This window comes from Bacillus gaemokensis (assembly GCF_001590835.1).
Lineage (GTDB): Bacteria > Bacillota > Bacilli > Bacillales > Bacillaceae_G > Bacillus_A > Bacillus_A gaemokensis.
The window spans coordinates 167,822-191,962 of record NZ_LTAQ01000069.1 but is presented as its reverse complement, the minus strand read 5'-3'; the positions used below and the strand labels follow the sequence as shown (position 1 = coordinate 191,962).

At 34.6% G+C, this 24,141-nt stretch carries 22 protein-coding genes; 10 read left to right on the top strand and 12 right to left on the bottom strand.

The window, feature by feature from the left end:
* Positions 1 to 6 precede the first annotated feature (6 nt).
* The 9 genes from resB to AZF08_RS27040 form a co-directional block, all read right to left on the bottom strand.
* Entirely contained in the window at positions 7 to 1,635 is a 1,629-nt protein-coding gene (gene resB / locus AZF08_RS27080) for a cytochrome c biogenesis protein ResB (protein WP_033675325.1), read from the bottom strand.
* A gap of 151 nt (positions 1,636 to 1,786) precedes the next feature.
* Positions 1,787 to 2,308 carry a thiol-disulfide oxidoreductase ResA gene (gene resA / locus AZF08_RS27075; RefSeq protein WP_033675297.1) on the bottom strand — a complete coding sequence of 174 codons (522 nt, stop codon included), beginning with the start codon at positions 2,306 to 2,308 and terminating at the stop codon, positions 1,787 to 1,789.
* A 167-nt stretch (positions 2,309 to 2,475) separates the two neighbouring features.
* Positions 2,476 to 3,204 carry a 23S rRNA pseudouridine(2605) synthase RluB gene (rluB, locus tag AZF08_RS27070; protein ID WP_033675296.1) on the bottom strand — a complete coding sequence of 243 codons (729 nt, stop codon included), beginning with the start codon at positions 3,202 to 3,204 and terminating at the stop codon, positions 2,476 to 2,478.
* A gap of 288 nt (positions 3,205 to 3,492) precedes the next feature.
* The gene (gene spmB, locus AZF08_RS27065) at positions 3,493 to 4,023 is read right to left on the bottom strand and encodes a spore maturation protein SpmB (RefSeq protein ID WP_033675295.1); all 531 of its coding nucleotides are present in this window, start codon (positions 4,021 to 4,023) and stop codon (positions 3,493 to 3,495) included.
* Positions 4,020 to 4,616, bottom strand: a complete 597-nt coding sequence (gene spmA / locus AZF08_RS27060; RefSeq protein WP_033675294.1) for a spore maturation protein SpmA — start codon at positions 4,614 to 4,616, stop codon at positions 4,020 to 4,022. Before spmA ends, spmB begins: the two co-directional genes overlap by 4 nt.
* Positions 4,609 to 5,730 (bottom strand): D-alanyl-D-alanine carboxypeptidase family protein, encoded by a 1,122-nt coding sequence (locus AZF08_RS27055; protein WP_033675293.1) that lies wholly within the window; start codon positions 5,728 to 5,730, stop codon positions 4,609 to 4,611. The genes spmA and AZF08_RS27055 overlap by 8 nt, the downstream gene beginning before the upstream one ends.
* A 110-nt stretch (positions 5,731 to 5,840) precedes the next feature.
* Positions 5,841 to 6,764: a superoxide dismutase gene (locus AZF08_RS27050; RefSeq protein ID WP_033675292.1), complete on the bottom strand. Its 924-nt coding sequence runs from the start codon at positions 6,762 to 6,764 to the stop codon at positions 5,841 to 5,843.
* Between the two features lie 157 nt (positions 6,765 to 6,921).
* Complete coding sequence (locus AZF08_RS27045; RefSeq protein ID WP_033675291.1) at positions 6,922 to 7,413, bottom strand: YpuI family protein; 492 nt, start codon at positions 7,411 to 7,413, stop codon at positions 6,922 to 6,924.
* 23 nt (positions 7,414 to 7,436) lie between these two features.
* Positions 7,437 to 7,826, bottom strand: coding sequence for a hypothetical protein (locus AZF08_RS27040; RefSeq protein WP_033675290.1), 390 nt, complete (start codon positions 7,824 to 7,826; stop codon positions 7,437 to 7,439).
* 212 nt (positions 7,827 to 8,038) lie between these two features.
* On the opposite strand from AZF08_RS27040, the gene mprF reads away from it, so the two are divergent.
* Positions 8,039 to 10,615 carry a bifunctional lysylphosphatidylglycerol flippase/synthetase MprF gene (gene mprF, locus AZF08_RS27035; protein ID WP_033675288.1) on the top strand — a complete coding sequence of 859 codons (2,577 nt, stop codon included), beginning with the start codon at positions 8,039 to 8,041 and terminating at the stop codon, positions 10,613 to 10,615.
* A gap of 5 nt (positions 10,616 to 10,620) precedes the next feature.
* On the opposite strand, the gene AZF08_RS27030 is transcribed toward mprF, so the two are convergent.
* A complete protein-coding gene (locus AZF08_RS27030; protein ID WP_033675287.1) occupies positions 10,621 to 11,385 on the bottom strand; it encodes a hypothetical protein in 765 nt (254 codons plus the stop codon).
* A gap of 216 nt (positions 11,386 to 11,601) precedes the next feature.
* Between AZF08_RS27030 and deoD the strand changes: the two genes are divergently transcribed.
* The 4 genes from deoD (at position 11,602) to AZF08_RS27010 (ending at position 15,386) form a co-directional block, all read left to right on the top strand.
* Positions 11,602 to 12,309 carry a purine-nucleoside phosphorylase gene (deoD, locus tag AZF08_RS27025; RefSeq protein WP_033675286.1) on the top strand — a complete coding sequence of 236 codons (708 nt, stop codon included), beginning with the start codon at positions 11,602 to 11,604 and terminating at the stop codon, positions 12,307 to 12,309.
* 294 nt (positions 12,310 to 12,603) lie between these two features.
* The gene (locus AZF08_RS27020; RefSeq protein ID WP_033675285.1) at positions 12,604 to 14,421 is read left to right on the top strand and encodes a sensor histidine kinase; all 1,818 of its coding nucleotides are present in this window, start codon (positions 12,604 to 12,606) and stop codon (positions 14,419 to 14,421) included.
* A 107-nt stretch (positions 14,422 to 14,528) separates the two neighbouring features.
* Positions 14,529 to 15,059: a tyrosine-type recombinase/integrase gene (locus AZF08_RS27015; protein ID WP_033675284.1), complete on the top strand. Its 531-nt coding sequence runs from the start codon at positions 14,529 to 14,531 to the stop codon at positions 15,057 to 15,059.
* Positions 15,060 to 15,191: 132 nt separating this feature from the next.
* Positions 15,192 to 15,386, top strand: a complete 195-nt coding sequence (locus AZF08_RS27010; RefSeq protein ID WP_033675283.1) for a DUF3924 family protein — start codon at positions 15,192 to 15,194, stop codon at positions 15,384 to 15,386.
* 452 nt (positions 15,387 to 15,838) lie between these two features.
* On the opposite strand, the gene AZF08_RS27005 is transcribed toward AZF08_RS27010, so the two are convergent.
* Positions 15,839 to 16,684, bottom strand: a complete 846-nt coding sequence (locus AZF08_RS27005) for a DUF72 domain-containing protein (RefSeq protein WP_033675282.1) — start codon at positions 16,682 to 16,684, stop codon at positions 15,839 to 15,841.
* Positions 16,685 to 17,048: 364 nt separating this feature from the next.
* Between AZF08_RS27005 and AZF08_RS27000 the strand changes: the two genes are divergently transcribed.
* Both AZF08_RS27000 and AZF08_RS26995 read left to right on the top strand, forming a co-directional pair.
* Positions 17,049 to 18,293 (top strand): ATP-binding protein, encoded by a 1,245-nt coding sequence (locus AZF08_RS27000; protein ID WP_033675281.1) that lies wholly within the window; start codon positions 17,049 to 17,051, stop codon positions 18,291 to 18,293.
* A gap of 171 nt (positions 18,294 to 18,464) precedes the next feature.
* The gene (locus AZF08_RS26995) at positions 18,465 to 18,899 is read left to right on the top strand and encodes a hypothetical protein (RefSeq protein WP_033675280.1); all 435 of its coding nucleotides are present in this window, start codon (positions 18,465 to 18,467) and stop codon (positions 18,897 to 18,899) included.
* A gap of 66 nt (positions 18,900 to 18,965) precedes the next feature.
* Here AZF08_RS26995 and AZF08_RS26990 read toward each other — a convergent pair whose 3' ends face one another.
* Complete coding sequence (locus tag AZF08_RS26990; RefSeq protein WP_033675279.1) at positions 18,966 to 21,005, bottom strand: transglycosylase domain-containing protein; 2,040 nt, start codon at positions 21,003 to 21,005, stop codon at positions 18,966 to 18,968.
* A gap of 312 nt (positions 21,006 to 21,317) precedes the next feature.
* Between AZF08_RS26990 and AZF08_RS26985 the strand changes: the two genes are divergently transcribed.
* From AZF08_RS26985 to AZF08_RS26975, 3 genes are all read left to right on the top strand, one after another.
* Complete coding sequence (locus AZF08_RS26985; RefSeq protein ID WP_033675278.1) at positions 21,318 to 21,938, top strand: DUF47 domain-containing protein; 621 nt, start codon at positions 21,318 to 21,320, stop codon at positions 21,936 to 21,938.
* A gap of 11 nt (positions 21,939 to 21,949) precedes the next feature.
* Positions 21,950 to 22,948: an inorganic phosphate transporter gene (locus AZF08_RS26980; protein WP_033675277.1), complete on the top strand. Its 999-nt coding sequence runs from the start codon at positions 21,950 to 21,952 to the stop codon at positions 22,946 to 22,948.
* 117 nt (positions 22,949 to 23,065) lie between these two features.
* Positions 23,066 to 23,866, top strand: coding sequence for a sulfite exporter TauE/SafE family protein (locus tag AZF08_RS26975; protein WP_033675276.1), 801 nt, complete (start codon positions 23,066 to 23,068; stop codon positions 23,864 to 23,866).
* Positions 23,867 to 24,141 lie beyond the last annotated feature (275 nt).

Here is a 24,141-nt window from a genome sequence, read left to right as displayed (position 1 = left end):
CCCACCTTAGCTAATTTTTTTATCAGTTACTTTATCGTATGGTTGTGGAATCGATGTTCCTTCAAGTATTTTTTCAATATCTTTCTTTAAGCTGAACCAATTTTTATTTGTATGCCCAGCGATCCACCATTCATCTTTAACTCGTTGTATCCAGATGCGACGATGATTCCAGTACATCCCTTGAATGACACCCACCATGAAAATAAATCCCCCGATTCCAAGAATCCATAGCGTCAAGTCCTTACGCACAGTAAGTGCTGTGGCATTTTGCATTTCCACTCCAGCAAATGACATTTTATATTTATTGTTCCCTGCTGGCTCTATATTTTGCTGAATCCCTACAAAACTCACTTCTCCTTCTGGCGTTTCTGGTGTAAACATTTTAAACACGAAAGCCGGGTTGTTTGGCAGCTTTGTCTTTGTATTTGGCTTCCCATTCTCATCGAAATAAAAATCTGGAAAATAGCTTAATAGTGTAAGAGAATACCCATTCCCTAAATCATACGTCTCCTTTGGATTCGCTAAATCAACAGTAATTGGTCCCCATTTTTGACTACTTTCTTTATTTTGCAAATGGAACGACATACTACGGAACTCACTCTCTTTATAAGAGACTTGATATATTGCGAGTTGATCAAACTTCAGCGGTTCATTTACTCGAATCTCGGCTTTTTGTACCTTCTCTAGTTTCGGCTTTTGACCTGCTATATTTTCTCCTACTGCCTTATATAACACAGCATTTGTTTGAAAATTTTTCGCTATCATTTTATCCCCTATACGATCAATGGCAGCATTAAACACTTTATCCTCTTTATTTTCTTTATCGTACACTTCTTTTATAAATTTCTCATTCTTTAAATAGTATTTGCCATCTGTCCCTGGGATTTCTTTCACTTCACCATCACGTAACCACATTGATTCATCCACATACATGCTTGGAAGAAAACGTAGCATTGCTCCAAATAGAAAAATAATAAGACCAATATGATTTACATATGGGCCCCAGCGAGAGAAACGGCCTTTTTCCGCTAAAATATTCTCATCTTCGACCCTTACATTATAATTCTTCTTCTTTAAATTAACTTGAATCTGTTCTAAATCTCCCTCTTTTGGAGAACCGGTCCCGTACAATCGTTGTCTCTTTAAAAAACTTGGATGTCTTTTTACTCCCTGCTTTTTTAAAGCTTTATAGAGTGGTATTACACGATCTAAACTACATATCACAAGTGAAGTACCAATTGAGGCAATCAGAATCATATACCACCATGAGCTATATAAATTATTAAAGCCTAATTGGTAATACAGTTGTCCGAGAACACCATACTCCTGTTCATAATATTCACTTGGAGCGACACCGGGAGGGATATACATTTCTTGCGGAAAGATCGTTCCTACCGCTGATGCTAAAAGAGTAATAACAATAAGCCATACGCCTACTTTAACAGAAGAGAAAAAACTCCAGATTTTATCAACTATCGTTTTTGTATGAGTGAGAGACCTCCTTGCGCTTCCCTCATAGCGCATATCCAATAGATTTTTACCTTCATTGTTTTCAAATAGTTTCCCGCAAGCTTCACAAAAAATTGTACCTATTGGATTTATATGTCCACATTCACACTTTATTTGTTCCACTATTCTCACCGCCCCTTGTTTCTCTCTATATATCATTGTATCTTCTAAAATCAATTTACCGCAATACTCAGAATTTTCTAGAGAGGTACTATTGCAATGCAAAGCACCGTCCTCTATTGAACTTTTTCTATCTATTATGTAAAGGTTTTCTTTATTACGGAGTAATTTTCTTTAAATACGCTTCCATTTGTTCTTTCGTTTGCGTACCAGTAATCTTCTCGATTACCTTACCTTCTTTATCAATTAAAAATGTTGTTGGTAAAGGTCCAACTCCATATGTACCGATTACTTCTGAACCTTTATCAATTGCAACTGGGAACTTTAAACCATATTGATTGACAAAATTTTTCACCGCAATGTTCGTTTCATCTGCATCTAATGCAATGATTTCAACGCCTTTTTCTTTATATTTTGGATATAACTCATTCATATAAGGCATCTCTTTTTCACAAGGTTTGCACCACGTTCCCCAAAAGTTTAAGAATACTCCTTTTCCTTTCAAACCTTTTAGTTCAATCTTCTTTTCTTCTAAATCTGAAACAACAAAGTTAGGTGCTTTTTCCCCAATTTGCATTTTTTCTTTATCAACAAAAAAACCTTGATACAGTGTAAAACCTACTGCTCCGCTTAAAACAAGCAAAATGAGCACGCGAAATAGTAAGCGATTCTTCTTCATATTCTCTCTCCTCTCTTTGATGAATGTATATAGAATTTCTACAACTATTAACTTATCCCTCACATTATTCGCACTAGCATATATTTTTTCGTAACCGCTCACAAAAATGTTTCATTTAACTAATCACCAGTGGGATATTCCCACTGGTGATCGTTTTACTTTATCACTTATCTCGGTTTCGTAGACGCAGCTGCACGTAATTGTTTCACTTCATGAGGTGATAACTCTCGCGCATCACCAGGACGCAGACTACCTGCTTCTAAGAAAGCATAGCGTTCGCGTTTTAGTTTCATTACTTTACAGCCAAGCGCTTCAAACATGCGACGAACTTGACGATTACGTCCTTCATGAATTGTTAACTGTACAATTGCGATTTCTTTACGTTTATCCCAAGAAATAATTTTCACATGTGCCGGTGCTGTTTTTCCATCTTCTAATACAACACCTTTTTCTAGCATACGAATTTTCTCACCTGTTAAAGGTCCTTTTACTTTCGCAACATATGTTTTTTCAACCTTATACTTTGGATGCATTAATATGTTTGCAAAATCACCGTCATTTGTCATAAGTAATACACCAGACGTATCATAGTCTAAGCGTCCAATTGGGAAAAGACGCTGCTTGATTTCAGGGAAGAAGTCTGTAACAACCTTTCTACCTTTGTCATCTGATACACTCGAAATTACACCAGTTGGTTTATATAGTAAGAAATAAACAGGTTCTTCTTTTTCAAGGGGAATATTATTTACTTCTACTTTATCTTGAGGAGTTACCTTCGTTCCTAACTCAGTCACTACTTTACCGTTAACTTTCACTTTTCCTTGCTGAATAAGTTCTTCAGCTTTTCTTCTTGATGCAATACCTGCTTGCGCAATCACTTTTTGTAGTCGTTCCATTTCCTTTTTTCACCTCAAATTTATCTTACCTTCATTAGAAAGACTTGGCAACCGCCTAGAACATACGGCAATTTGCTTAGCCTACCATAAACAACATAGCCATGATTGTAAACTTATAAAGGTCAAACGCGACTTTAATCCTTTATTATTGTTTACCTCTCTATTATTGTTCACAACAAAAGTTCATTATTTTGTCAAAAATACTCCATAAAAAAACCACTATTAAGCTAAACCTTAATAGTGGTCGTATACGTATTATAAGCGAAGTGACTCAAAAAATGAATAGAATTAATGAAACAATAAAGAAACAAACACAATAGAACAAATAATACCAATTAAATCCGCGAACAATCCTACCTTTAATGCATCTCCCATTTTACGAATTCCAACAGCACCGAAATACACTGTTAAAATATAAAAAGTTGTATCTGTACTGCCTTGCATTGTCGAAGCTAACCTTCCAATAAACGAATCTGGCCCGTATGTAGCAATTAAATCTGTTGTAATACTTAAACCTGCAGATCCTGAAATCGGGCGTATGAGAGCGAGTGGTACAATTTCTGCAGGCACATGAACCATATCTAACATCGGCTTCATGAACAATATCATCGCATCTAGTGCACCTGATGCCCTAAAAATAGAAATAGATACAAGCATCCCAACCATAAACGGCAAAATAGAAATAGCAATTTGAATCCCTTCTTTTCCGCCCTCTACAAATGATTCATAGGTCGGAACTTTTTTTATCGTCCCATACAATAATATAAAGCCTATAACACATGGAATTACCCATAATGAAATTGTATTAATAAGACTCATTTTTTCCGCCCCTTTCTACTCCTTCTTCGGTAAAAATAGCGGTCAATCCAAATCGCTCCAATCATCGATAGTACTTGTGCGATAAACGTAACACCAACAATTTCAGTAGGATTCGCTGACTCATATGTCATCCGAATTGAAATTACAGTAGTTGGAATCAATGTGATCGCAGATGTATTTAAAGCTAAAAACGTGACCATTGAGCGACTTGCTGAATCCTTTCCTCCATTTAGCTCTTTCAGCTGTTCCATCGCTTTAATACCAAGTGGGGTCGCTGCATTTCCGAGCCCAAAAAAGTTCGCCATCATATTGGATAAAATAAATCCCATCGAAGGGTGGTCCTTCGGTATTTCTGGGAATAACCGCTTTACAACCGGCATGAAAAATGAAACTAGTTTCTTTAACAAACCTGCTTCTTCAGCAATCTTCATTAAACCTAACCAAAAAACTAGCACACTAATGAGTCCAATACAGATTGTCACCGCGTCTTTCGATCCTTCAAAAACCGCTTTGTTGACTTCCTCCATTGTTCCATTCACCATTGCATATACAATTCCAATGATCGCCATCGCCACCCATACGAGGTTAACCATCTATTCCAACACCTAACATGTGAGAAAAGATTTCTCTGACATCATTCCAATATACCCCTGTTGTAGCAACCATTTTTCGCTTACTATAAAATAAATTACGTTCCCCGACTTTTTCTTTCCCGACATAAACAATTGTCTTACCGATTTTTTCTCCATCTACTAAATTTGCAGTTTTATCAAACTCCACTTTTAGCATAACCTGGCTCTTCTCATCTTCCGTTAGCGGTAGAGAGAAATCATTTTTTGTATAAACATGATTTGCATACTTTTTCTCTTGCAAATTAGACAAAGCTCCTTTTTGCAAAACTTTCGTTAACATGTATTGTTTAAACCCTTGATTAAATAAATACATATGATCTTCCCAATCATTAGAAGCATTGAGTGTGACGACAATTAGATTTAAGCCATCTTTTGAAGCTGTTGTAACAAGTGTTCTTCCTGCTTTTTTCGTAAATCCCGTCTTCCCACCAGTTGCAAACTCATAATAAGATGTCACAAGCTTATGTTTATTTTTCCACGGATAGTCCCACACTTTCGATTGGTATGTTTTTGTCCCAAAAATTTTCCGGAACGTTTCATTCCCCATTGCATATCTCGTTAAAATTGCCATATCATACGCAGACGAATAGTGCGTGCCATCCCCATCTAAACCATGTGGATTTGAAAAATGCGTATCTTTCATTCCAATTTCTTTCGCCTTTTCGTTCATCAAATAAACAAATCCCTCTATACTCCCCCCAACATTTTCAGCAATTGCTTGTGCTGCATCATTACCCGAACGAAGCATTAAGCCGTAAACTAAGTCCTCTAGTGGTACTTTCCATCCGGGTTTTAAATAAATCGCGGATCCTTCAACGCGAACAGCTTTATCACTAATAGGAACAGCTTCTTTCATTCTTCCTGATTCAGCAGCAAGTAAAGCTGTCATGATTTTCGTAATGCTAGCAATCTTTTGCGATTCATGTTCTAACTTCCCGTATAAAACACGTCCAGAATTCTCTTCCATCAATATGGCATTATGGGCACTCACATCATTCATCTGTGCATATGTATGAATTGGCAGAACACTTGCACACATTATGAGAAGTATAATCATTATCCAAGTTCGTCTCATATTCCCCCACGTCCTTTTGGCACTTTTTTGTACAAGTGTATGCTTGGCCCTTTAAATTATGAATGAAATATTCTGTTCCATCCCAGCAAAAAAGACGCACAAATATGCGTCTAATATGGTATCCACTCAAGTTGTTTGGCACTTTCAAATCTTTTTTCTACATCCTTCCAATTTACAACATTCCACCAATTTTTAATGTACTCATCCTTGCGATTTTGATACTGTAAGTAATATGCGTGTTCCCATACATCAAGCACAAGTAATGGTATCGTATCCCACTGTGTAAATAATTGATGAAGAGTACTTTGTAAAATTTCTAATCTCCCGGAACGAGGTACCCACACAAGAATGGCCCAGCCAGATCCCTCTACCTTCGATGCCGCTTCAGTAAAATGCTTTTGAAAACGTAAAAAGCTGCCAAAGTCCTTCTCAATTTCTTGTGATAATGCCCCTCGTGGGCTTCCGCCTCCATTTTTTTTCATGTTATTCCAAAATATCGTGTGCAAATAGTGCCCTGAACCATGAAAAGCAGCTTCTCTTTCCCAATGCTTTATTAAATCAAACTGATTTGTTTTTCTTGCTTCTTCCATCATTTTTTCAGCTTTATTCAATCCTTCAACATAACTACGATGGTGTTTATCATGGTGTAATATCATAATTTCTCGAGAAATATACGGTTCTAACGCATTATATGGATAAGGTAAGGGAGGAAGCGTGTGCCCACCAATTGGAACGGCTCGTTCTGTATACGTTCTCTCATACACTTCATATTGTTCATTCTGTTCATTTTCTTGCATAAATACTTCCTGCAAATGGTGCTGAATATGTTCTACATCCTCGCTTATCTCATACATAAATTCAGTATCTGTCTCATATTCATTTTCTTTCATACGCTCTAATAACATTTGAATTTTATAAGCAAGCATATGGACATCATACACTTCCATTGCACGACTATCTAATACATGAAGAACACTTTCGCACCAACTCTCTACTTCATGAAAGTAATCCGTAAATACACCTTGCTGATTCATAGGACACCTCCTTGATGCTATCCACTTTAACTATATTCAATTGAAGTGTTTTATATTCCGTACAAAAAGGAAAAGAAGCTATGTCTCCCATAGCTTCTTCGCTTTATTTAAACATATACTTTATATTTAAATATCGTATATAACTTTACATTCCCTATTAATATTTGTGTAACATCTTTGTTTGATAATCAGTTTCATAATACTCAAGTTCTTCACGCATTGTCTGAAACTTCCCCTCTAATTTTTCCATCACTTTTCCAATTGAATGTGGTGGCGTTTGTTGAAAAGCAATGGAATTTTTCCCCGTATATGCAGACCGGCTATTCTCATACCACTGATCACTTTTTGGTGAGAAAAATTCAGCAATCACTTGATGATAAATTTTATATAATGTTTTTTCGGCAGCTGTTTTTCGAAACGGTTGACTACTAAGCAAAACAAGACATGCATCTAATCCTTCTTCACAAAATACAAGCAGTCGTCTTAATGACGCTAACAATCCCTCATAATAATTTTTATTACCTGCTGGTGTCTCCTCCAATAAAGAGGGTAATGTATGATAATTTACATAATCCGTCATCAAGGTAATGACTTCTTCTAAAAACACTGAAACCTGCTGTGTTTGATTTTCAACCATTGAATTAGACATATCCTTTTCTCTCCTTTGCCATTTCACACTATTTCTACTTTTTTATTCTTATGTAACTGAATCATTATCTCTTGTACTTTTACCATTGTTTTATCATCAAAATATTTTTGAAAATCTTCTATTATATTTATATAAACCCGTTTCTGTCCACGTAGCTCTTTATTCTTAATAAAACAAGCGAGAGCCACGATATCACGTAAATATATGTCTTGTTCTTCTATTTTAAAAACTGGATTTCCTTCAAAAGAAGTAAATTCTTGCAAAATCTCTTCAAAATAACGGAGATATAATACAGAAAATGTTTTTTCCTGTCCGTCCAATATATATGTCATTTCAGAACGATTAAAAAAATCTTCCGATGTATTAGGTTGTGCTTTTTCTAATTCATAGCCTACATAACCTATTACCAGCATCTACATTCCCTCTCTTCCTTCTTTTGCTTCATTCTAACTCATTTTTCTGAATAAACAAACTTCAAAGGCGTGATATTTATGAAAAAATATATAAATTCCATATTTATATAAAAAATAGCTTTTATATCCTGTAATTTACCTTTTTATTTTCTATGAAGTTTGTCATAATAATAGTATTGTCTCAGTTTTTTTACACAAGGAGAGTTGTATTTATGTCGTTTTCATGGAAACGTTTCTTACAAATCGGAAAAATTATTTTTCCATTTGTTGTATTAACAATTGTATTCTTTCAGGCTCGAAAAGAGTTATCAGGTATTTCATTTCGAGAAGCGATTGAAACAATTAAAAACATTCCAACCGGAGGAGTCTTTTTAGCAATTACGCTTGGTGCATTTGCTGTTTCTACAATGTTCTTTTATGACTTTGTGATGCTACGTTATTTAAAAGCAGATATACCAGTGCAAAAGATTTTCCGCGTTTCATGGACCGCCAATACTTTAAATGGATTTCTTGGTTTTGGTGGCCTCGTTGGAGCTGGTATACGCACCATGCTATATCGGCCTCACGTAAAAGAGAATGGTAAACTCATTAAAAGTATCGCTTGGATGACAACCGCCTTTATTAATGGATTAGCCCTTCTCTCATTCCTTGGTCTTATAGGAATACTAGATACCAGTTTTATTTTGCACGAAAAACCTTGGCTCTGGCCCGTTCTCATCTTTTTCGCTCTTTTTGTACCCTTATATATTGGATTTTCTAAAATCAAAAATCGAAAACAACAAACCATCGAAGGACAAGAAGAAGAAAAAAACCCAACGGTTCTATATTCACTCGTTTCATTAGTCGAATGGCTCTCTGCCGGTATTGTTATGTATGTCATTCTAATATTATTTGGAATCGACATTGATTTCCGAAAATTTTTAGGTGTTTATGTTATCGCTGCTTTAGCAGGGGTTGTTAGTCTTGTCCCAGGAGGACTTGGTTCATTTGATCTTGTCTTTTTAACTGGATTAGGCCAATACGGGATTGATACAGGCGTATTATTACCAGCTATGTTATTATACCGCCTTGTATACTATATTTTACCATTTTGTCTCGGTTTAATTTTTGCCGCTTTCGAAATGACCGGAGCAGCATTAAAAAAGATTGAAGATAAACCATTTATTGCACCTGCATTGGAAACAACAGGTGTCATTTGGACCTTACAACGCGATTTCTTAGGAAAATTAGGCTCATGGGCATCTGCTGCTTTAACAGTCTTTGCCGGCTTAATGGTTATCTTATCAACCATTTTACCAACAAGTGTAAATCGCGCTCACGCGTTACATATTTTAGCTCCAAAACATCTTATTCAATTTTCTTTTAGTTTATCGCTCACATTTGGAATTCTTCTCCTTATTCTATCAAGGGGTATCTATTATGGGACGAAACGTTCCTACTACATGACAATTGTTTCTTTAATTGGAGCAGCCATTTTTAACACACTAAAAGGAATCGATATTGAAGAGACTTTTATTTTACTAATTGTGCTTGCTGTGTTATATATGCTTCGCAAAAGATTTGTGCGTGAAAAAATGGAGGTTTCACTTTCTGATATCGTAAAAGTATTCATATTCTTACTGCTAACACTGTACTTGTATAAAAATTTAGGTATTCTATTCGCAGGAGCAAAAGAAGCCTTCAAGCCTGATTTTGTCGTTCGTAATATTACACAAGTAAAGCGAAGTGCACTTGCTGCTGCCTTCTTTGTACCAACTTTTTTACTCATCGGATCTATTATTGCGAATCGCTATCGCAGTGTATTTCCTGGGCAACCAGCAAACGATAAACGCTTGCAAAACTTTTTAGATGAATACGGCGGAAATGTATTAAGTCACTTAGGTTTTTTAGGTGATAAACAATTCTTTTTCAGTAATGATGGAAAAGCACTTCTTCTATTTTCAACAGCTGGAAAACGGCTTGTAGTACTGGGCGATCCAATCGGTGATCCTTCTTCGTTTCGCAACGTACTACAAGAATTTTTAGCCGAGGCGGATCGATTTGGTTATATTTGTGTCTTCTATCAAATTGAAAGTAAATGGATGAGCCTATATCATGACTTTGGCTATAATTTCTTTAAACTTGGTGAAGAAGCTGTCGTGGATTTAAATACCTTTACCATATCAGGGAAAAAACGTGCTGGATTACGAGCGACTTTTAATCGTTTTGAGCGTGAAGGCTATACATTCTCTATTCATCAGCCACCATTTTCAAACGAATTATATGAGGAGTTAAAAACAGTTTCAGACGCTTGGCTTGGAGGAAAAAAAGAAAAAAGTTTTTCTCTTGGATACTTTGATCGTGAGTATATAAATCGCGCCCCTATTGCAACTCTATCTAACGCTGAAGGGAAAATCATTGCATTTACAACATTTATGCCTGTTTATCAAGACGGTGAAATTTCTGTTGATTTAATGCGCTATTATCCTGATGCACCTGGTGGAATTATGGATGCAATCTTTATCCATTTATTCCAATGGGCAAAAGATAACGATTACCATTCCTTTAATATTGGTATGGCTCCTCTCTCTAATGTTGGTTTATCAGCCCAATCATTTTGGTCTGAGCGTGTCGCTGCTGCAATTTTCAATAATGTTCGTTATACGTATAGTTTTAGTGGTTTACGACATTTTAAAGAAAAATATAAACCAGCATGGAGTGGAAAATATTTAGCATTCCGAAAAAATCACTCCTTACCAATTACAATGCTTGCCGTAACAAAATTAATAGGAAAACGAAAAAACAGCTAGCATCACTAGCTGTTTTTTCGTTTCTGTACTTGTATTACAAACTCTTTATCATACTTTTTCCCATTTAAATAAAAATCACCCCATATTTTATATACTCCTTCTTCCGGAAATGTAATGCGATATTGCAACTGCTCTTCATCATCGACAGGCACTGCGTATATAAAGTGTTCTCTTGCTTCATCAATAATATAAAGGGCTGCACGTTCACCTGTATTAGAACTAAGCTTCACCCTTTCTCCCTTTTTCGTCTGAAACTGAAATGTTAATGTAGCAGCTTCATTTGGATGTAAGGCCCCAAATAAAAGAGAAGTTTGATAATCACCAATTTTTTTTGTAAGTACACTGTCTCCAACTAGACTTTTCTGTTTCTTCTTCTCTTCTTCCCCAAATTTTTTCTTAGAAAATGATTGTTCTGTCTTATCACGATCTTCATACAAGAAAATGGTATAAGCTTTATCCTTCTCTATACCTGGAGACAACTTATATGAGCCATTACCAGCAAAAGCAGGCTTCATTTGTTGCATTTCTTTCAGCTGTTCATCTACAATAATTGCTCGAATTTGATCATTAACTCCACGAACTTCATTGTTATTTTTATTGAACAATTGAAAATTAATATCTACTTTTTCATTTCCTTTTCTATTTTTTATATCCCACTTTACTTCTTGAACATCCCCTGTTGTTTCTGTCTTTCCTTGATGTTTTTTCATATAAAATCCACCGGCTACAATAAGTAATAATGCAATTAATCCAATGACAAGATTTTTCACGAAATCACCTGCCGTATTTTTTATAAATCTAATCCTAATTCAGTTTTTTCATTCTATAAAAAAGATTCCTGTTACTATTTATTCTATATTGTAGTTTATTAAATCCTTCTATGTTGCACATATTACAAATAAGAAAAAGATTTTAAATGGCTGGATTCCTAGTGTATAATGCAGATGATGTTGATTTATATCGATACATAACAAGGAGGTTGTTTTATGAGTATTCATATTGAAGCAAAACAAGGCGAAATCGCTGAATCTATTTTACTACCTGGTGATCCATTACGTGCAAAATATATCGCAGAAACATTTTTAGAGGATGTAACTTGCTATAACAACGTGCGTGGTATGTTAGGGTTCACTGGAACTTATAAAGGAAAGCGTGTCTCCGTTCAAGGTACAGGCATGGGTGTTCCTTCTATCTCTATCTATGTTAACGAATTGATCCAAAGCTATGGAGTGAAAAACTTAATTCGCGTTGGAACATGTGGCGCAATTCAAAAAGATGTTAAAGTGCGCGACGTTATTATTGCGATGACAGCTTGCACTGACTCTAACATGAACCGTTTAACATTCCCTGGATTTGATTTTGCACCAGCTGCAAACTTCGACCTTTTAAAGAAAGCATATGATGCGGGAACAGAAAAAGGATTACACATTCGTGTTGGTAACGTTTTAACAGCAGATGTATTCTACCGTGAAAGCATGGACATGGTTAAAAAACTTGGTGATTACGGTGTATTAGCTGTAGAAATGGAAACAACTGCCCTTTATACATTAGCAGCAAAATACGGCGTCAATGCATTATCTGTGTTAACTGTAAGTGATCATATCTTCACTGGCGAAGAAACAACATCTGAAGAGCGTCAAACAACATTTAACGAAATGATTGAAATCGCTTTAGACGCAGCTATTCAACAATAATACATAAAAGAACTTGTCATACGTCTGGCAAGTTCTTTTTGTCATCCATAAATATCCAAAGCAAACTGAAATGCACCCTCTTAAAGAACCACTTTTCGTTTCAATTTATATGACTTTTTATAAAAAACTACTCCAAAAGGAGACAGATTTTCAATACCTACTTTCTTTTGACGTTTGTTATAATAAAGTTAAAATTTAATCCCTGAACACTTTATCGCCAACCTAGTTAGTTAAGCAGGGACAGTATTACCAGCAGAAAATATTTATGCAAGTATTCTTTTATGAGGTGAAAAAGTGAAAAAAAGAAGTATTGTCTTTAAACTATTTTTATTAACATCAACACTATTTACTATTACCTTTCTACTTTTTTTCCTTGGACAATCATTATTTTTAGAAAAATTTTATGTCAATAAAAAAGTGAAAACAGTCCAAACTGCTTTTGAAAATTTTTTATCCCGTTACGAAAAAAGTGATAAGTCCTTTGAAGAAACACGAAAACTCAAACAAGAATTTCACGAAAGAACAAATGCTGACGTTGTGTTATTAGATCGCAATGGAATTATAAGAGATGAAAATAATTACTATATTGAAATTGTTGATAGTAAGTCTAATAAAACATTTTCAATTCCGCTCAACAACATTTTAACGACCGATGAATACACAAAATTTATGAATTTACAGTTGAAAAATAATGATTTAATTCTCATTAATGGCATTTTAAAAGAAAACGTAATTATCCCTGTTACAATTACAACTAATTATAATTCTTGGAAAAATGATAACATCATTTCTGACTTTAAATTATTTGATATTGACTGGACAAACTCCAAGAAAAACAAGTACACAAAAGATACAAGACTAGGTATCCATGATTTTGAAGGGATTGTATCAAAAATACACCTGCCTTCAAAAAATGATATTCGCCTTGCAAATAATTTAGAGACACTACAAGGTGTTCAACACTGGGAATTATCTGTCCTCCTTGGTAAAGCTGATTCAAACGAATTGACTACTTATATAATAGGTGGAGACGATGAGGTCAAAAGCCAAATTTTTGTACAACCTGTTATTGAAAAAGGGAAAATTAACGAATTTGCTTTTGCAATGACATCCTTACAACCTGTCGATGAAGCAATGCTCGTTTTAAAAGACTATTATGTCTATGCATTAATTATCGTATTTTTTGTTATTATTTTACTATCCTTTTATTATTCAAAAATCATTGCTAAACCACTGATTAAAATGAATCGTGTTACAAAAAAAATGGCTAATTTTGATTTCACTGAAAAATTACCTGTTTCAGCAGATGATGAAATTGGCGGTTTATCTAACAGCATTAATACATTATCAGTTAACTTAAAAGACCGAATTGATCGATTAAATATCGCAAACACAAAATTACAACAAGATATCGAGCGAGAGCGCCAATTAGAAAAAACTCGAAAAGAATTTATTTCTGGTGTATCTCATGAATTAAAAACACCACTAAGTGTTATTAGAAGCTTTGCAGAAGGCATTAAAGATGGTGTCAGTAAAGATAACACATACTATACAGATGTTATTTTAGAGGAAACAGAAAATATGAATCGACTTATCGTCGAAATGCTAGAACTGGCCAAACTAGAATCTGGAACGTATAAATTAGAAATGAGCCCTTTTTCAATGGGGGAACTTGTTCAACAAGTATATACAAAGCTATTATTTAGTATGGAAAAAAAACATTTACAAGTAGAAATCGATGCAAATCCTTCTATCTATGTTGAAGCGAACCGCAATCGTATTGAACAAGTTGTTGTGAATCTACTTAGTAATGCAATTCGCTATACACCTGATGGTAAAGAGGTGAGCATTCGTATTATAGAAAATGAAGAAAAAGTGAAAATAGAAATCGAGAATACCGGTAATCCAATCCCAGATGAAAGTCTCCAGAAAATATGGGACCGCTTCTATCGTCTAGATGCTTCCCGTAGCCGTCATACTGGGGGAACCGGTCTTGGTCTATCCATTGTGAAAAACATTTTAGAACTTCATCATGCTGAGTACGGTGTGTATAATACCGATGATAGTGTCGTCTTCTATTTCGATTTACAAAAAATAAAAGAAGTCAAATAATTTGTCTTAATTTCACGAGGAGTTCACATGAAATTCACACTCTCCCTTTATAGTAGTAAACAAGTTAATCCTTTCCTTTACACATATAAAAAAGGAGAGTGCGTGAAATGAAACAAGCAGGACAACCTATTCAAAACGAAAAACAATTAGAAAAAATCAAAAATATACTTTTACAATCTTCGAAACGTGATGGCTTATTATTCGTATTAGCTGTAAATTCTGGTCTAAAAGTAAGCGAGATTTTACAATTAAAAGTCGGTGATGTCATTGATGAAAACGAAAATGTTCGTCATTCCATTTTATTTTACAATGAAAAAGTAAAGAAACATAAATGGTTTGCTGTAAATGAAGACTTACAGCACGCGATCGAACATTACATGAAAGAACGTAAAAATTGGAAACGAAATGAACCATTGTTAAAGTCTCAAAAAGGAACAAAATCCATTACAAGACAGCATGCATGGTACATTTTAAACAAAGCTGCAAAAGAAGTTGGTTTAGAAGGGATTAGCTCACATACACTTCGAAAAACTTGGGGATATTGTGCATATAAATCTGGTGTTGATATTGCATTTTTACAACACTTCTTTGATCATAGTACCCCATCAAAAACTTTAAAGTATATCGGTATTGCATAAAAGAATAAATATAGTTCTTATACATAAAAAAGGTTACCAAGTTTAAAGTTGGTAACCTTTTTTATGTTTCATATTCTCTTTCCTTGTTTCTCCTATTTTGTAGTGGTACTCTAGTAATAAGGGGGAGAAATGATGAACACATTAACAATCGAATTACCAAAAGAAACGGCAGAAAAACTCGGCTTATTGAAACAGGCATATCAAAAGAAAACAGGTGCTACAATTTCAGAAAGCACACTCGTTCAATCACTTATCTCAAAGGAGTTCATTCAAGAAATAACTCCATTTGATTTACAACAATATGTAACTGAAAAAGAAGAGCTCTAAGCGTTGTTCTTCAGGCTGTGGAGAAAGTTTTCTCCACAGCCTGTTTTTGTATCTGAATCTCACATCTTATCTGTTAACACTGATTCACAAGAGGAAACGAAGAGATTTTACTATGAGGGGTGCATGAAACAATCTCCTCGATGAGTGTTTGAAAATTTTCACAAAAGAATTCGTTCCACAAGATCATTTCCTTCATGCGATTAAAACTACCAATCATTTTGATTTCATAGAAAAGAAATTACGTCCGTATTATTGCCTGCAAATAGCGGGACAAATTATTTTTTATTTTATTTATGAAAAACTATTGACAATGATAATGATAACCATTATCATTTAATATGAAGCCAACAATTGATGAATCAACCAAACGCTCAGTAACATTGTTACCCCTCTTTTTCATATAGAAAAACACTGTACATTCCCCCTGTTTGTACAGTGTTTTTCTTTTTATATTATTCAAATAGGTTTAATTGTTCTGGTTTCGGGTCTCCATATGTAATGTGCATCATTTCCATCAGTTGCTTCGCATTATCAGCAGCATCTCCACCGGAATTATTATTAAATAATACATATATATTCTTCGTTTTTTTCTGCATTGTTTCCAATCGTTCCACCCATTCTCCTAGTTCCTTTTTATTATAGCGATATAAACACCGGACCGCTCGCCAATTTTCTCCTTTATCAAGCCATCCATGAACATTACGACCATGAAAACGTATCAATGCCATTTCAGAATGAGTTGCCTCTAATACAAGTGGAACAGACCCGATTCCAGCTTGTGGTTCATCACAGATTGTATGAATCCACTTTTCTTGTTCTAAAAATTGCAATGTCTTATCGTGCATATTTGGATAAAACCATGTTTGATTTCGAAACTCAATTGCACATGGAAAGTCTCCCATTTTCTCTTTTGTATAACGAAGTAAATCTACATTTTTCTTTTGACAATCAAACCACGGTGGATATTGAAATAAAATTACCTTTAATTTATGTGCTTCTTGAAGCGGAAGAATCGATTGTTTATATGATTCAAACATCTCATCAATATTTGAAAATGGAATGTCTCCCTGTAGATGTCCAGTCATCCCTTGATATGCTTTGACGACAAATGAAAAATCTTTTGGTGTTTCAGCAGCCCATTTCGTATAATTACGAGCTGGTTGCATGGCATAAAATGAACTATCAACTTCAACAATGGGAAAATACTCACTATATGTTCGCAATTTATTTCTATTTTCATAGGAATCTGTATATAAAGAGTCGTGATCTCCCCAGCCTGTTAATCCAATAGAAATCATTCCTATTCCTCCCTTCTCACGATTATATATCCTATTCTTTCCACTCAGTGAATCCTTAACTGACAAGGGCTACGCTAATCCCCCTTAACAAATTTTCACGCTATATCATAAAGTGGAAATTTAATCAGTCGGGGGGCTCCATCCCCCACTGATTATTAGCCTTCACCAATCGGGCTTTTACAGGCAGTTTATCTCCCACCTAACTTCTTTGCTTTCACCAAATTTTGAGGTGGGAGTATTACTGCCCGCAAATAGCGGAATAAACTACTTATATTGGAAAAACATTCAACTTCATTTAAAATTCCTCTTATAAAAATATGATATACTAGATGGAAGAATTTTTAAATTGAGGGGTTATTTATTTATGCTTCAAGAGGATACTATTTTATCTCGTGAAAATCAAATCAAAGAATTAGAAAATAAAGTTCGATTTTATGAACAATTAGTGGATGAATTACCACACCATTTTACATATGAAAACTCACAGCTTGGTTTACGATTACAAAAAAAAGAACATTCTCATTCTATTGAACACATACCAAAAGAAGATAAACAACCAAATTTTCTTCTTACTTGTGATTCCTTGTTTCTATTTGAACAACTGGAAAAACATTTTGTTCATATTTTTGATGCCTTCTCACACCATGTAACTTTCATTGATAATAAAGGAATAATTACGTTATGTAATCAAGCTGCAGCAGATGACTTCGGTGTACTGCGGAGTGCTATAATCGGAAAACCAATTCAAGATTTATTAAACTTACCCGAAGAAAAAATTAAAGCTCTAGAAACATTACGAAGTGGGAAAGAAATATATAATGAAGAAGTGCTAGACAAAAACTATGGCATTTCTAACAATCGAATTATTCGTGACCATAATGGAGAAGTTTTCCGCGTAATTAGTGTCTTTCATTATTTAAATACAGAACGCGATGCTGAAAAATTCGCTTTAGCTGGTCGAATTGCAGCTGGAATTGCACATGAAGTTCGCAACCCACTTACAACAGTACGTGGATATTTACAATTTTTACAAGAGAGTGTTTCATATTCCAATAAAGAACTATTTAAAAACTTACTCATACCTGAATTAGATCGCGCAAATAATATCATCACTAAGTTTTTATCAATTTCAAAAGCACACGAATTTAAAAGGGAACCATTTCCCATCAATGCCTTTTTACGTGAATACATTCAGCAACTACTCGCTAGTGAAGTATTTTTGCATAACATTTCCATTGATTATCATTTATCTTCCGAATTAGAAGGCATTTTCGTGAATATCGACCGGCATGAGCTGGTTCAAGTCTTCTTGAACTTATTTCAAAATGCTGTAGATGCGAAAAGCAATAAGCCTTTAGCCATTCAAATCGCAAGCCATCGTTTGGATAACTTTGTCCGCATCACATTCCAAGATAATGGAACTGGCATTCCGGCGGCTATTCAAGACTATATATTCGATCCATTCTTCTCTACAAAAGATACAGGAACCGGACTCGGGCTATCAGTTACAAAAAAAATCATTCAAAATCATAATGGAACTTTAAAAGTTTCGAGTAATGAAAATGGTACAACATTTATCATCTCAATTCCATTAACAAAAAAAATGTAGTTTTAAAGTGAAACTCCCGTCAGTGGAAGTTTTTTCATCTTCCACCGATAGCTAGTTGAACCACTTCCGCATTATCACCTTCTTTACTTTTCTTTACCTCAAATTTACTCTAGCTTAACGCTTATTTTGTATGATAGATAACGAAGACATTGATATGAAAGAGGGATGAAAATGAAAATCTCATCATCAATACGTTTTTGGATTATCCTTATGTCATGTATGCTTTTAGGCTCTGGATTCTTTTTAGCTCTGGAATATAATAATACATCAAAAGCAGAAGGAAACCGTAATACCGCCCCATATGAGCTGTTATATGCAAAACAAAACACAATACCTCTCTCGTCTTCCTCTTCTAAAGAAAAAAGAGTTATCAAGGGAATGATTATTACAGAAGCTTCTGCCCATCATGATTTAAATCAAATCGCAGAGGAAATTAAAGAACAATATAAGGACAAGGACATTGATGAAATTACATTGTCTATTCACAATAAAAATAATGGAAAGTACGAAGAAGATCTATCTTATGAACCGATTAGTAAAGGAACACTCTCAATTACTTACAGTCCACAATCTCATTCCAATACAAAAGTTCTTTTCAATGAATAATAATTCATCCAATTAAAGAATTTCACTTCATACAAAAAAGAGACGAATCGTATTCGCCTCTTTTTTTTAAAAGAAGGGGATCCACCCTTTTACTTTATCGATCCATTCTTTCTGCTTTTCTTGTCTTTGTTTCTCTTCTTCTTTTCGTTTCTTCTCTTCTTCTTTTCTTCTTTTTTCTTCTTCAACTGTCTTCAGCTGTTTTGTATAATCTACTTCCGATATAAGTGATAAATCAAATGCTTTTTGAGCAGGATTTCCAGTAGCCTTTTTCATAATATCTCGAAACATTGTCGTTGTAATTTGGCTACCACCTGGCACATAATGCTCACTATCTGTCTTATCATACCCTACCCAAATTGCCCCAACTAAATCTGGAGTATAACCAACAAACCATGAATCTTTCGCTCCACTGCTCGGGCCATCCACAAGCTGAGTTGTCCCTGTTTTACCGGCAGTATCAATAGCTTTCACCTTTGCTTTTTCACCTGTTCCCTTTTCAACAACGCCTTTTAATAAGTACGTTATTTTTTGAGCAATTTTCTCATTCGTTACTCGGGTTTCTTTTTTGTACCATTTCCCAACTATTTCTCCTTCAGCATTCTGTATTTCTTGGATTGCATGGCCTTCAATTTGTACACCATTATTAGCAAAAGTAGCATAAGCTTGAGCCATTACAAATGGAGACGTACCAGTATGCATCCCGCCTAAAGCAATAGGGTAAGTACGGTCTTCCTCTTGTAATGGAATACCAAATCGTTCTAAAGATTTCAAACCTTTCTCTAGTCCAATTTGTTCTAACAACCACACCGCTGGTACATTATAAGATTTTGCGACCGCTTCATACATTGTCACATCACCATGAAAATTGTGATCACTATTTTGAGGTTGATATTCCTTTATATTAAATGGCTCATCCTTTAATATATCGTACACCTCATAGCCTTGTTCTAAAGCTGGAACATATACCGCAAGAGGCTTTAACGTTGATCCTGGTTGTCTTTTTAATTGTGTCGCATGATTAAATTGTAAAAATTGATACGTTCCCCTACCACCAACTAATGCTGGGATACCGCCTGTTTTCGGATCCATAAGTACAATACCCGTTTGCATAAGCTGATCAGAGCTACTCCCCTTAAAATAACTATCATTATTGGCAACATCTTCTACTGCCTGTTGTTTTTTTGGATCCAGCTCTGTATAAATACGATAGCCACCAGCTAAGATTTCATTTTGTGTTAATTCATATTTCTCCATTGCCTCCCTCACAATATAATCCACATATTGTGAGTATTTTCCTTTATACTTATCATCAACACCTCGACGTAATACGAGACCAGTTTCTTTCTCTTTGTTATATTGCTCCTCTGTAATATAGCCTTGCTCTTTCATAAGCGATAAAACAACGTTACGTCTCTCAATCGACTTATTAAAATTTTTATATGGTGAATAAGTTGATGGTGCCTTTATTAAACCTGCTATTGTCGCAGCTTCTGCTGCTGTTAAATCTTTTACTTCTTTATCGAAATATGATTTTGCTGCTTTTTTTATTCCCCAAGCTCCTTCACCGAAATAGATCTGATTTACATACATTTCAATAATCTCATCTTTTGTATACGTACGTTCTATTTTTTTTGTTAAAAAATACTCTTTAAACTTCCGTGAAAATGTGCGTTCTTGCGTTAAAAAAACATTTTTTGCGAGCTGTTGTGTAATCGTACTACCTCCAGCGACCACTTCCCCGGCAGTAACATTTTTTAATACAGCACTCATAATCCCGCTATAGTAAATACCATGATGACTAAAAAATTTCTTGTCTTCTACTGCTACAATTGCTTGAATCATAATATCAGGGATATCTTTTCTTGTAATTCCTTCTGTCTTGGAAGAAGATAGCTTTGCCGCCACTTCTTTATTTGCATCATAAATAAGTGTTGGCTGCGGAACAGCCTGCTTTAATGCTGATATATCTTGAATGAAGATCATTATATTTATTGCAATAAATATAATAAGGAAAAAACCACCGAAAACGAATAATGTATTACGTAGTTTCTTCCTCTTGTTGAACCACTCAAGCATTTTCTTGAAATGAATGTTGTTCAATTTCATTTATTCACTTCCTTCATTTGTTTACACTTTCAATAGAAAAAGGAAGAAACTCCCTCCTTTTAAATTTATTATAATAACGCAATAGTTTGTCAAGTGTAAAGGATTTCTTTCATATTCATACTTTTTACAAGAAAAGGACATTCTACAAGTAAGATATTTATTAGTCATTATTAGTATTATTAATGCAACAATATGTATTATGTTAAGTTTTTGTAAACTTTTCGATAAAATGTTTTAAAAAACGACAGTTTTTTGTTAGAATTAACTAGCCAATATATTTTACATATATTACTTTTCGTGGGGGTAACAATAATGGTCTTTAAATCTAAAAAAGATAAATTTTCTGAAATGTTAATGAATGTTTCCGAAAATTTAAAAGAAGGCGCGCAATTTTTCGTGGAGTATAAAATTAAAAATGCTAGCGATTTAAAAGAATTTTCTATGCGCATGAAAGAATATGAGTCAAAAGGTGACTCATTTATTCACGAAATCATTATGGAGCTAAACAAAGCGTTTATCACTCCTATTGAACGTGAAGACATCCTACAGCTTGCAATGAGTATGGATGATGTATTAGACGGATTAGATCACAGTGCTGCTCTATTTGAAATGTATTCTATTACAGAAGCAGATGAATACATGATTAAATTCGTAGAAGCGATTAATCAATGTGCAATTGAAATCGCAAATTCTGTCGAGCTTATGTCAAACAAAAAGTTAGTAGACATTCGTACAAATGCAATTAAAATTAAGGATTATGAATCACAATGTGATGATATTCGTCGTCACGCAATTAAGCATTTGTTCTCTCGTGAAAAAGATCCAATTAAGATTATTCAGTACAAAGAAATTTATGAAGAGCTAGAAGAAGTAGCTGATAGCTGTCAAAGCGTCGCAAACGTGTTAGAAACAATTATTATGAAGAATGCATAAGGAGTTTGATCATGGATACACTCTTGTTTTTAACTATTTTAATTGTCATTTGCGCTCTAGCGTTCGATTTTATTAATGGGTTTCATGATACAGCGAACGCCATTGCAACAGCAGTTTCAACGAAAGCTTTGAAACCAAGACATGCAATTATTATGGCAGCTATTATGAACTTTTTAGGTGCAATGACATTTACAGGGGTAGCAAAAACAATTACAAAAGACATCGTTAATCCTTTTGAATTGCCGAATGGCTCTCTTGTAATTTTAGCAGCTCTACTCGCTGCTATTGTTTGGAATTTAGTTACTTGGTACTATGGTATTCCAAGTAGTTCTTCGCATGCAATTATTGGTGCAATTGCAGGTGGAGCTATTGCTGCTGCTGGTTTAAGTTCATTAAATTATAAAGGATTTATTAAAATTCTTGAATCTTTAATCATTTCACCAATTGTAGCCTTTGTTATTGGTTATATCGTGTACAGTATTTTTAAAGTAGCCTTTAAAAACTTTAATTTAACAAAAACAAACAAGAATTTCCGTATATTCCAAATTTTCACAGCTGCATTACAAGCTTACACACATGGAACAAATGATGCTCAAAAAGCAATGGGTATCATTACAATGGCCCTTATTGCCAATAATTATCATACTTCCACAGATATTCCGTTTTGGGTTCAATTTGCCTGTGCAGTTGCAATGGGTCTTGGCACTTCTGTCGGTGGATGGAAAATTATTAAAACGGTCGGCGGACAAATTATGAAAATTCGTCCTGTGAATGGTGTAGCTGCTGATTTATCATCATCTCTTGTAATTTTTGGAGCAACATTTATTCATTTACCAGTTAGTACAACGCACGTTATCTCTTCTTCTATTTTAGGGGTAGGTGCTTCACATCGTGTAAAAGGTGTAAAATGGGGAACTGCAAAACGTATGTTAATTACATGGGTAATTACACTTCCGATTTCAGCTTCTTTAGCTGCTTTATTCTATTACCTATTACAGTTAGTTTTCTAATTAAAAGTCGTCTTCCTTATTTTTCTAGGAAGACGACTTTTTTGTGAACAACCCTATTTCTTTTCAAAAAGTGTGTATAATGAATGTTGGATTAGTTATACAGAGGAGTTGGCAATTTTGGAATACATCATGTTACTTTTCATTGGATTAATTGCAGGATCAATCGGAAGCCTAGTCGGGCTTGGAGGAGGAATTATTATCGTTCCTTTACTGATTGGACTGCATAGTTTATCTCCGCAACTAGCAGTTGGAACTTCAATTGTGACCGTTGTTTTTACCGGTCTATCTTCTACCCTTACTTACATGAAGCATAAGCGAGTAGATTATAAAAGTGGACTTATTTTATTTATTGGTAGTGGTCCTGGGGGTATCATTGGCTCGTGGGCAAACAAGTTTTTAAATCAGGATACGTTCTCTTTATATTTTGGGATTTTCCTTATTTTCGTCTCCATCCTTCTCATGTTACGTGATAAATTGAAACCTCTTTCCCTATCAAATGTAACAGTTATTAAACGTTCTTTTACAGATTCTGAAGGGAAAACAGTTCATTATCAATTCCCACCGTTTCTTTCTATTATTATTGCATTTGTAGTGGGTTTTATATCTGGATTATTCGGAATTGGTGGCGGTGCATTACTCGTGCCAGCAATGATGCTTCTTTTTGCTTTCCCAGCACAAATTGCTGTCGCAACTTCAATGTTTATTGTCTTTTTATCAGCAATTGTAAGTTCTTTAACTCACATCTCTCTTGGAAATGTTAGTTGGGTATATGCATTAATCCTTATACCTGGTGCCTGGATTGGTGGAAAAATCGGAGCTTATGTTAATACAAAGTTAAGCGGTAATGCCATCATTAATTTATTACGCATTACATTAATTATTCTTGGGACTAGATTAATTATTAGTTCCTTCCTGTAACGCGTTCTTTTGAGAATGCGTTTTTTTATTATACACAGGTATATAAAAACGTTCCTAAAATGAAACATAACACTACGCATACACTCAACAACATCAAATTTGAAATACGTAATTTATTCAAGGTGATCACTCCTACGGCTGTGACTGTTACCCTTATCATAACGAAAAAACAGGCACTTTACGGTTACAAAGTGCTAACAATGCTAAATCAATTATTACAAATTTTAGCCGTTTATTGCACCTATTTGTATAATCTATCGATTCAATAAAAAAAG

Excerpts from the sequence above, each read along its gene's own strand:
- resA (WP_033675297.1), bottom strand. The coding sequence starts at position 2,308 with ATGAAGAAGAATCGCTTACTATTTCGCGTGCTCATTTTGCTTGTTTTA.
- rluB (WP_033675296.1), bottom strand. The coding sequence starts at position 3,204 with ATGGAACGACTACAAAAAGTGATTGCGCAAGCAGGTATTGCATCAAGA.
- spmB (WP_033675295.1), bottom strand. The coding sequence starts at position 4,023 with ATGAGTCTTATTAATACAATTTCATTATGGGTAATTCCATGTGTTATA.
- spmA (WP_033675294.1), bottom strand. The coding sequence starts at position 4,616 with ATGGTTAACCTCGTATGGGTGGCGATGGCGATCATTGGAATTGTATAT.
- AZF08_RS27055 (WP_033675293.1), bottom strand. The coding sequence starts at position 5,730 with ATGAGACGAACTTGGATAATGATTATACTTCTCATAATGTGTGCAAGT.
- AZF08_RS27050 (WP_033675292.1), bottom strand. The coding sequence starts at position 6,764 with ATGAATCAGCAAGGTGTATTTACGGATTACTTTCATGAAGTAGAGAGT.
- AZF08_RS27045 (WP_033675291.1), bottom strand. The coding sequence starts at position 7,413 with ATGTCTAATTCAATGGTTGAAAATCAAACACAGCAGGTTTCAGTGTTT.
- AZF08_RS27040 (WP_033675290.1), bottom strand. The coding sequence starts at position 7,826 with ATGCTGGTAATAGGTTATGTAGGCTATGAATTAGAAAAAGCACAACCT.
- mprF (WP_033675288.1), top strand. The coding sequence starts at position 8,039 with ATGTCGTTTTCATGGAAACGTTTCTTACAAATCGGAAAAATTATTTTT.
- deoD (WP_033675286.1), top strand. The coding sequence starts at position 11,602 with ATGAGTATTCATATTGAAGCAAAACAAGGCGAAATCGCTGAATCTATT.
- AZF08_RS27015 (WP_033675284.1), top strand. The coding sequence starts at position 14,529 with ATGAAACAAGCAGGACAACCTATTCAAAACGAAAAACAATTAGAAAAA.
- AZF08_RS27010 (WP_033675283.1), top strand. The coding sequence starts at position 15,192 with ATGAACACATTAACAATCGAATTACCAAAAGAAACGGCAGAAAAACTC.
- AZF08_RS27005 (WP_033675282.1), bottom strand. The coding sequence starts at position 16,684 with ATGATTTCTATTGGATTAACAGGCTGGGGAGATCACGACTCTTTATAT.
- AZF08_RS27000 (WP_033675281.1), top strand. The coding sequence starts at position 17,049 with ATGCTTCAAGAGGATACTATTTTATCTCGTGAAAATCAAATCAAAGAA.
- AZF08_RS26995 (WP_033675280.1), top strand. The coding sequence starts at position 18,465 with ATGAAAATCTCATCATCAATACGTTTTTGGATTATCCTTATGTCATGT.
- AZF08_RS26990 (WP_033675279.1), bottom strand. The coding sequence starts at position 21,005 with ATGAAATTGAACAACATTCATTTCAAGAAAATGCTTGAGTGGTTCAAC.
- AZF08_RS26985 (WP_033675278.1), top strand. The coding sequence starts at position 21,318 with ATGGTCTTTAAATCTAAAAAAGATAAATTTTCTGAAATGTTAATGAAT.
- AZF08_RS26980 (WP_033675277.1), top strand. The coding sequence starts at position 21,950 with ATGGATACACTCTTGTTTTTAACTATTTTAATTGTCATTTGCGCTCTA.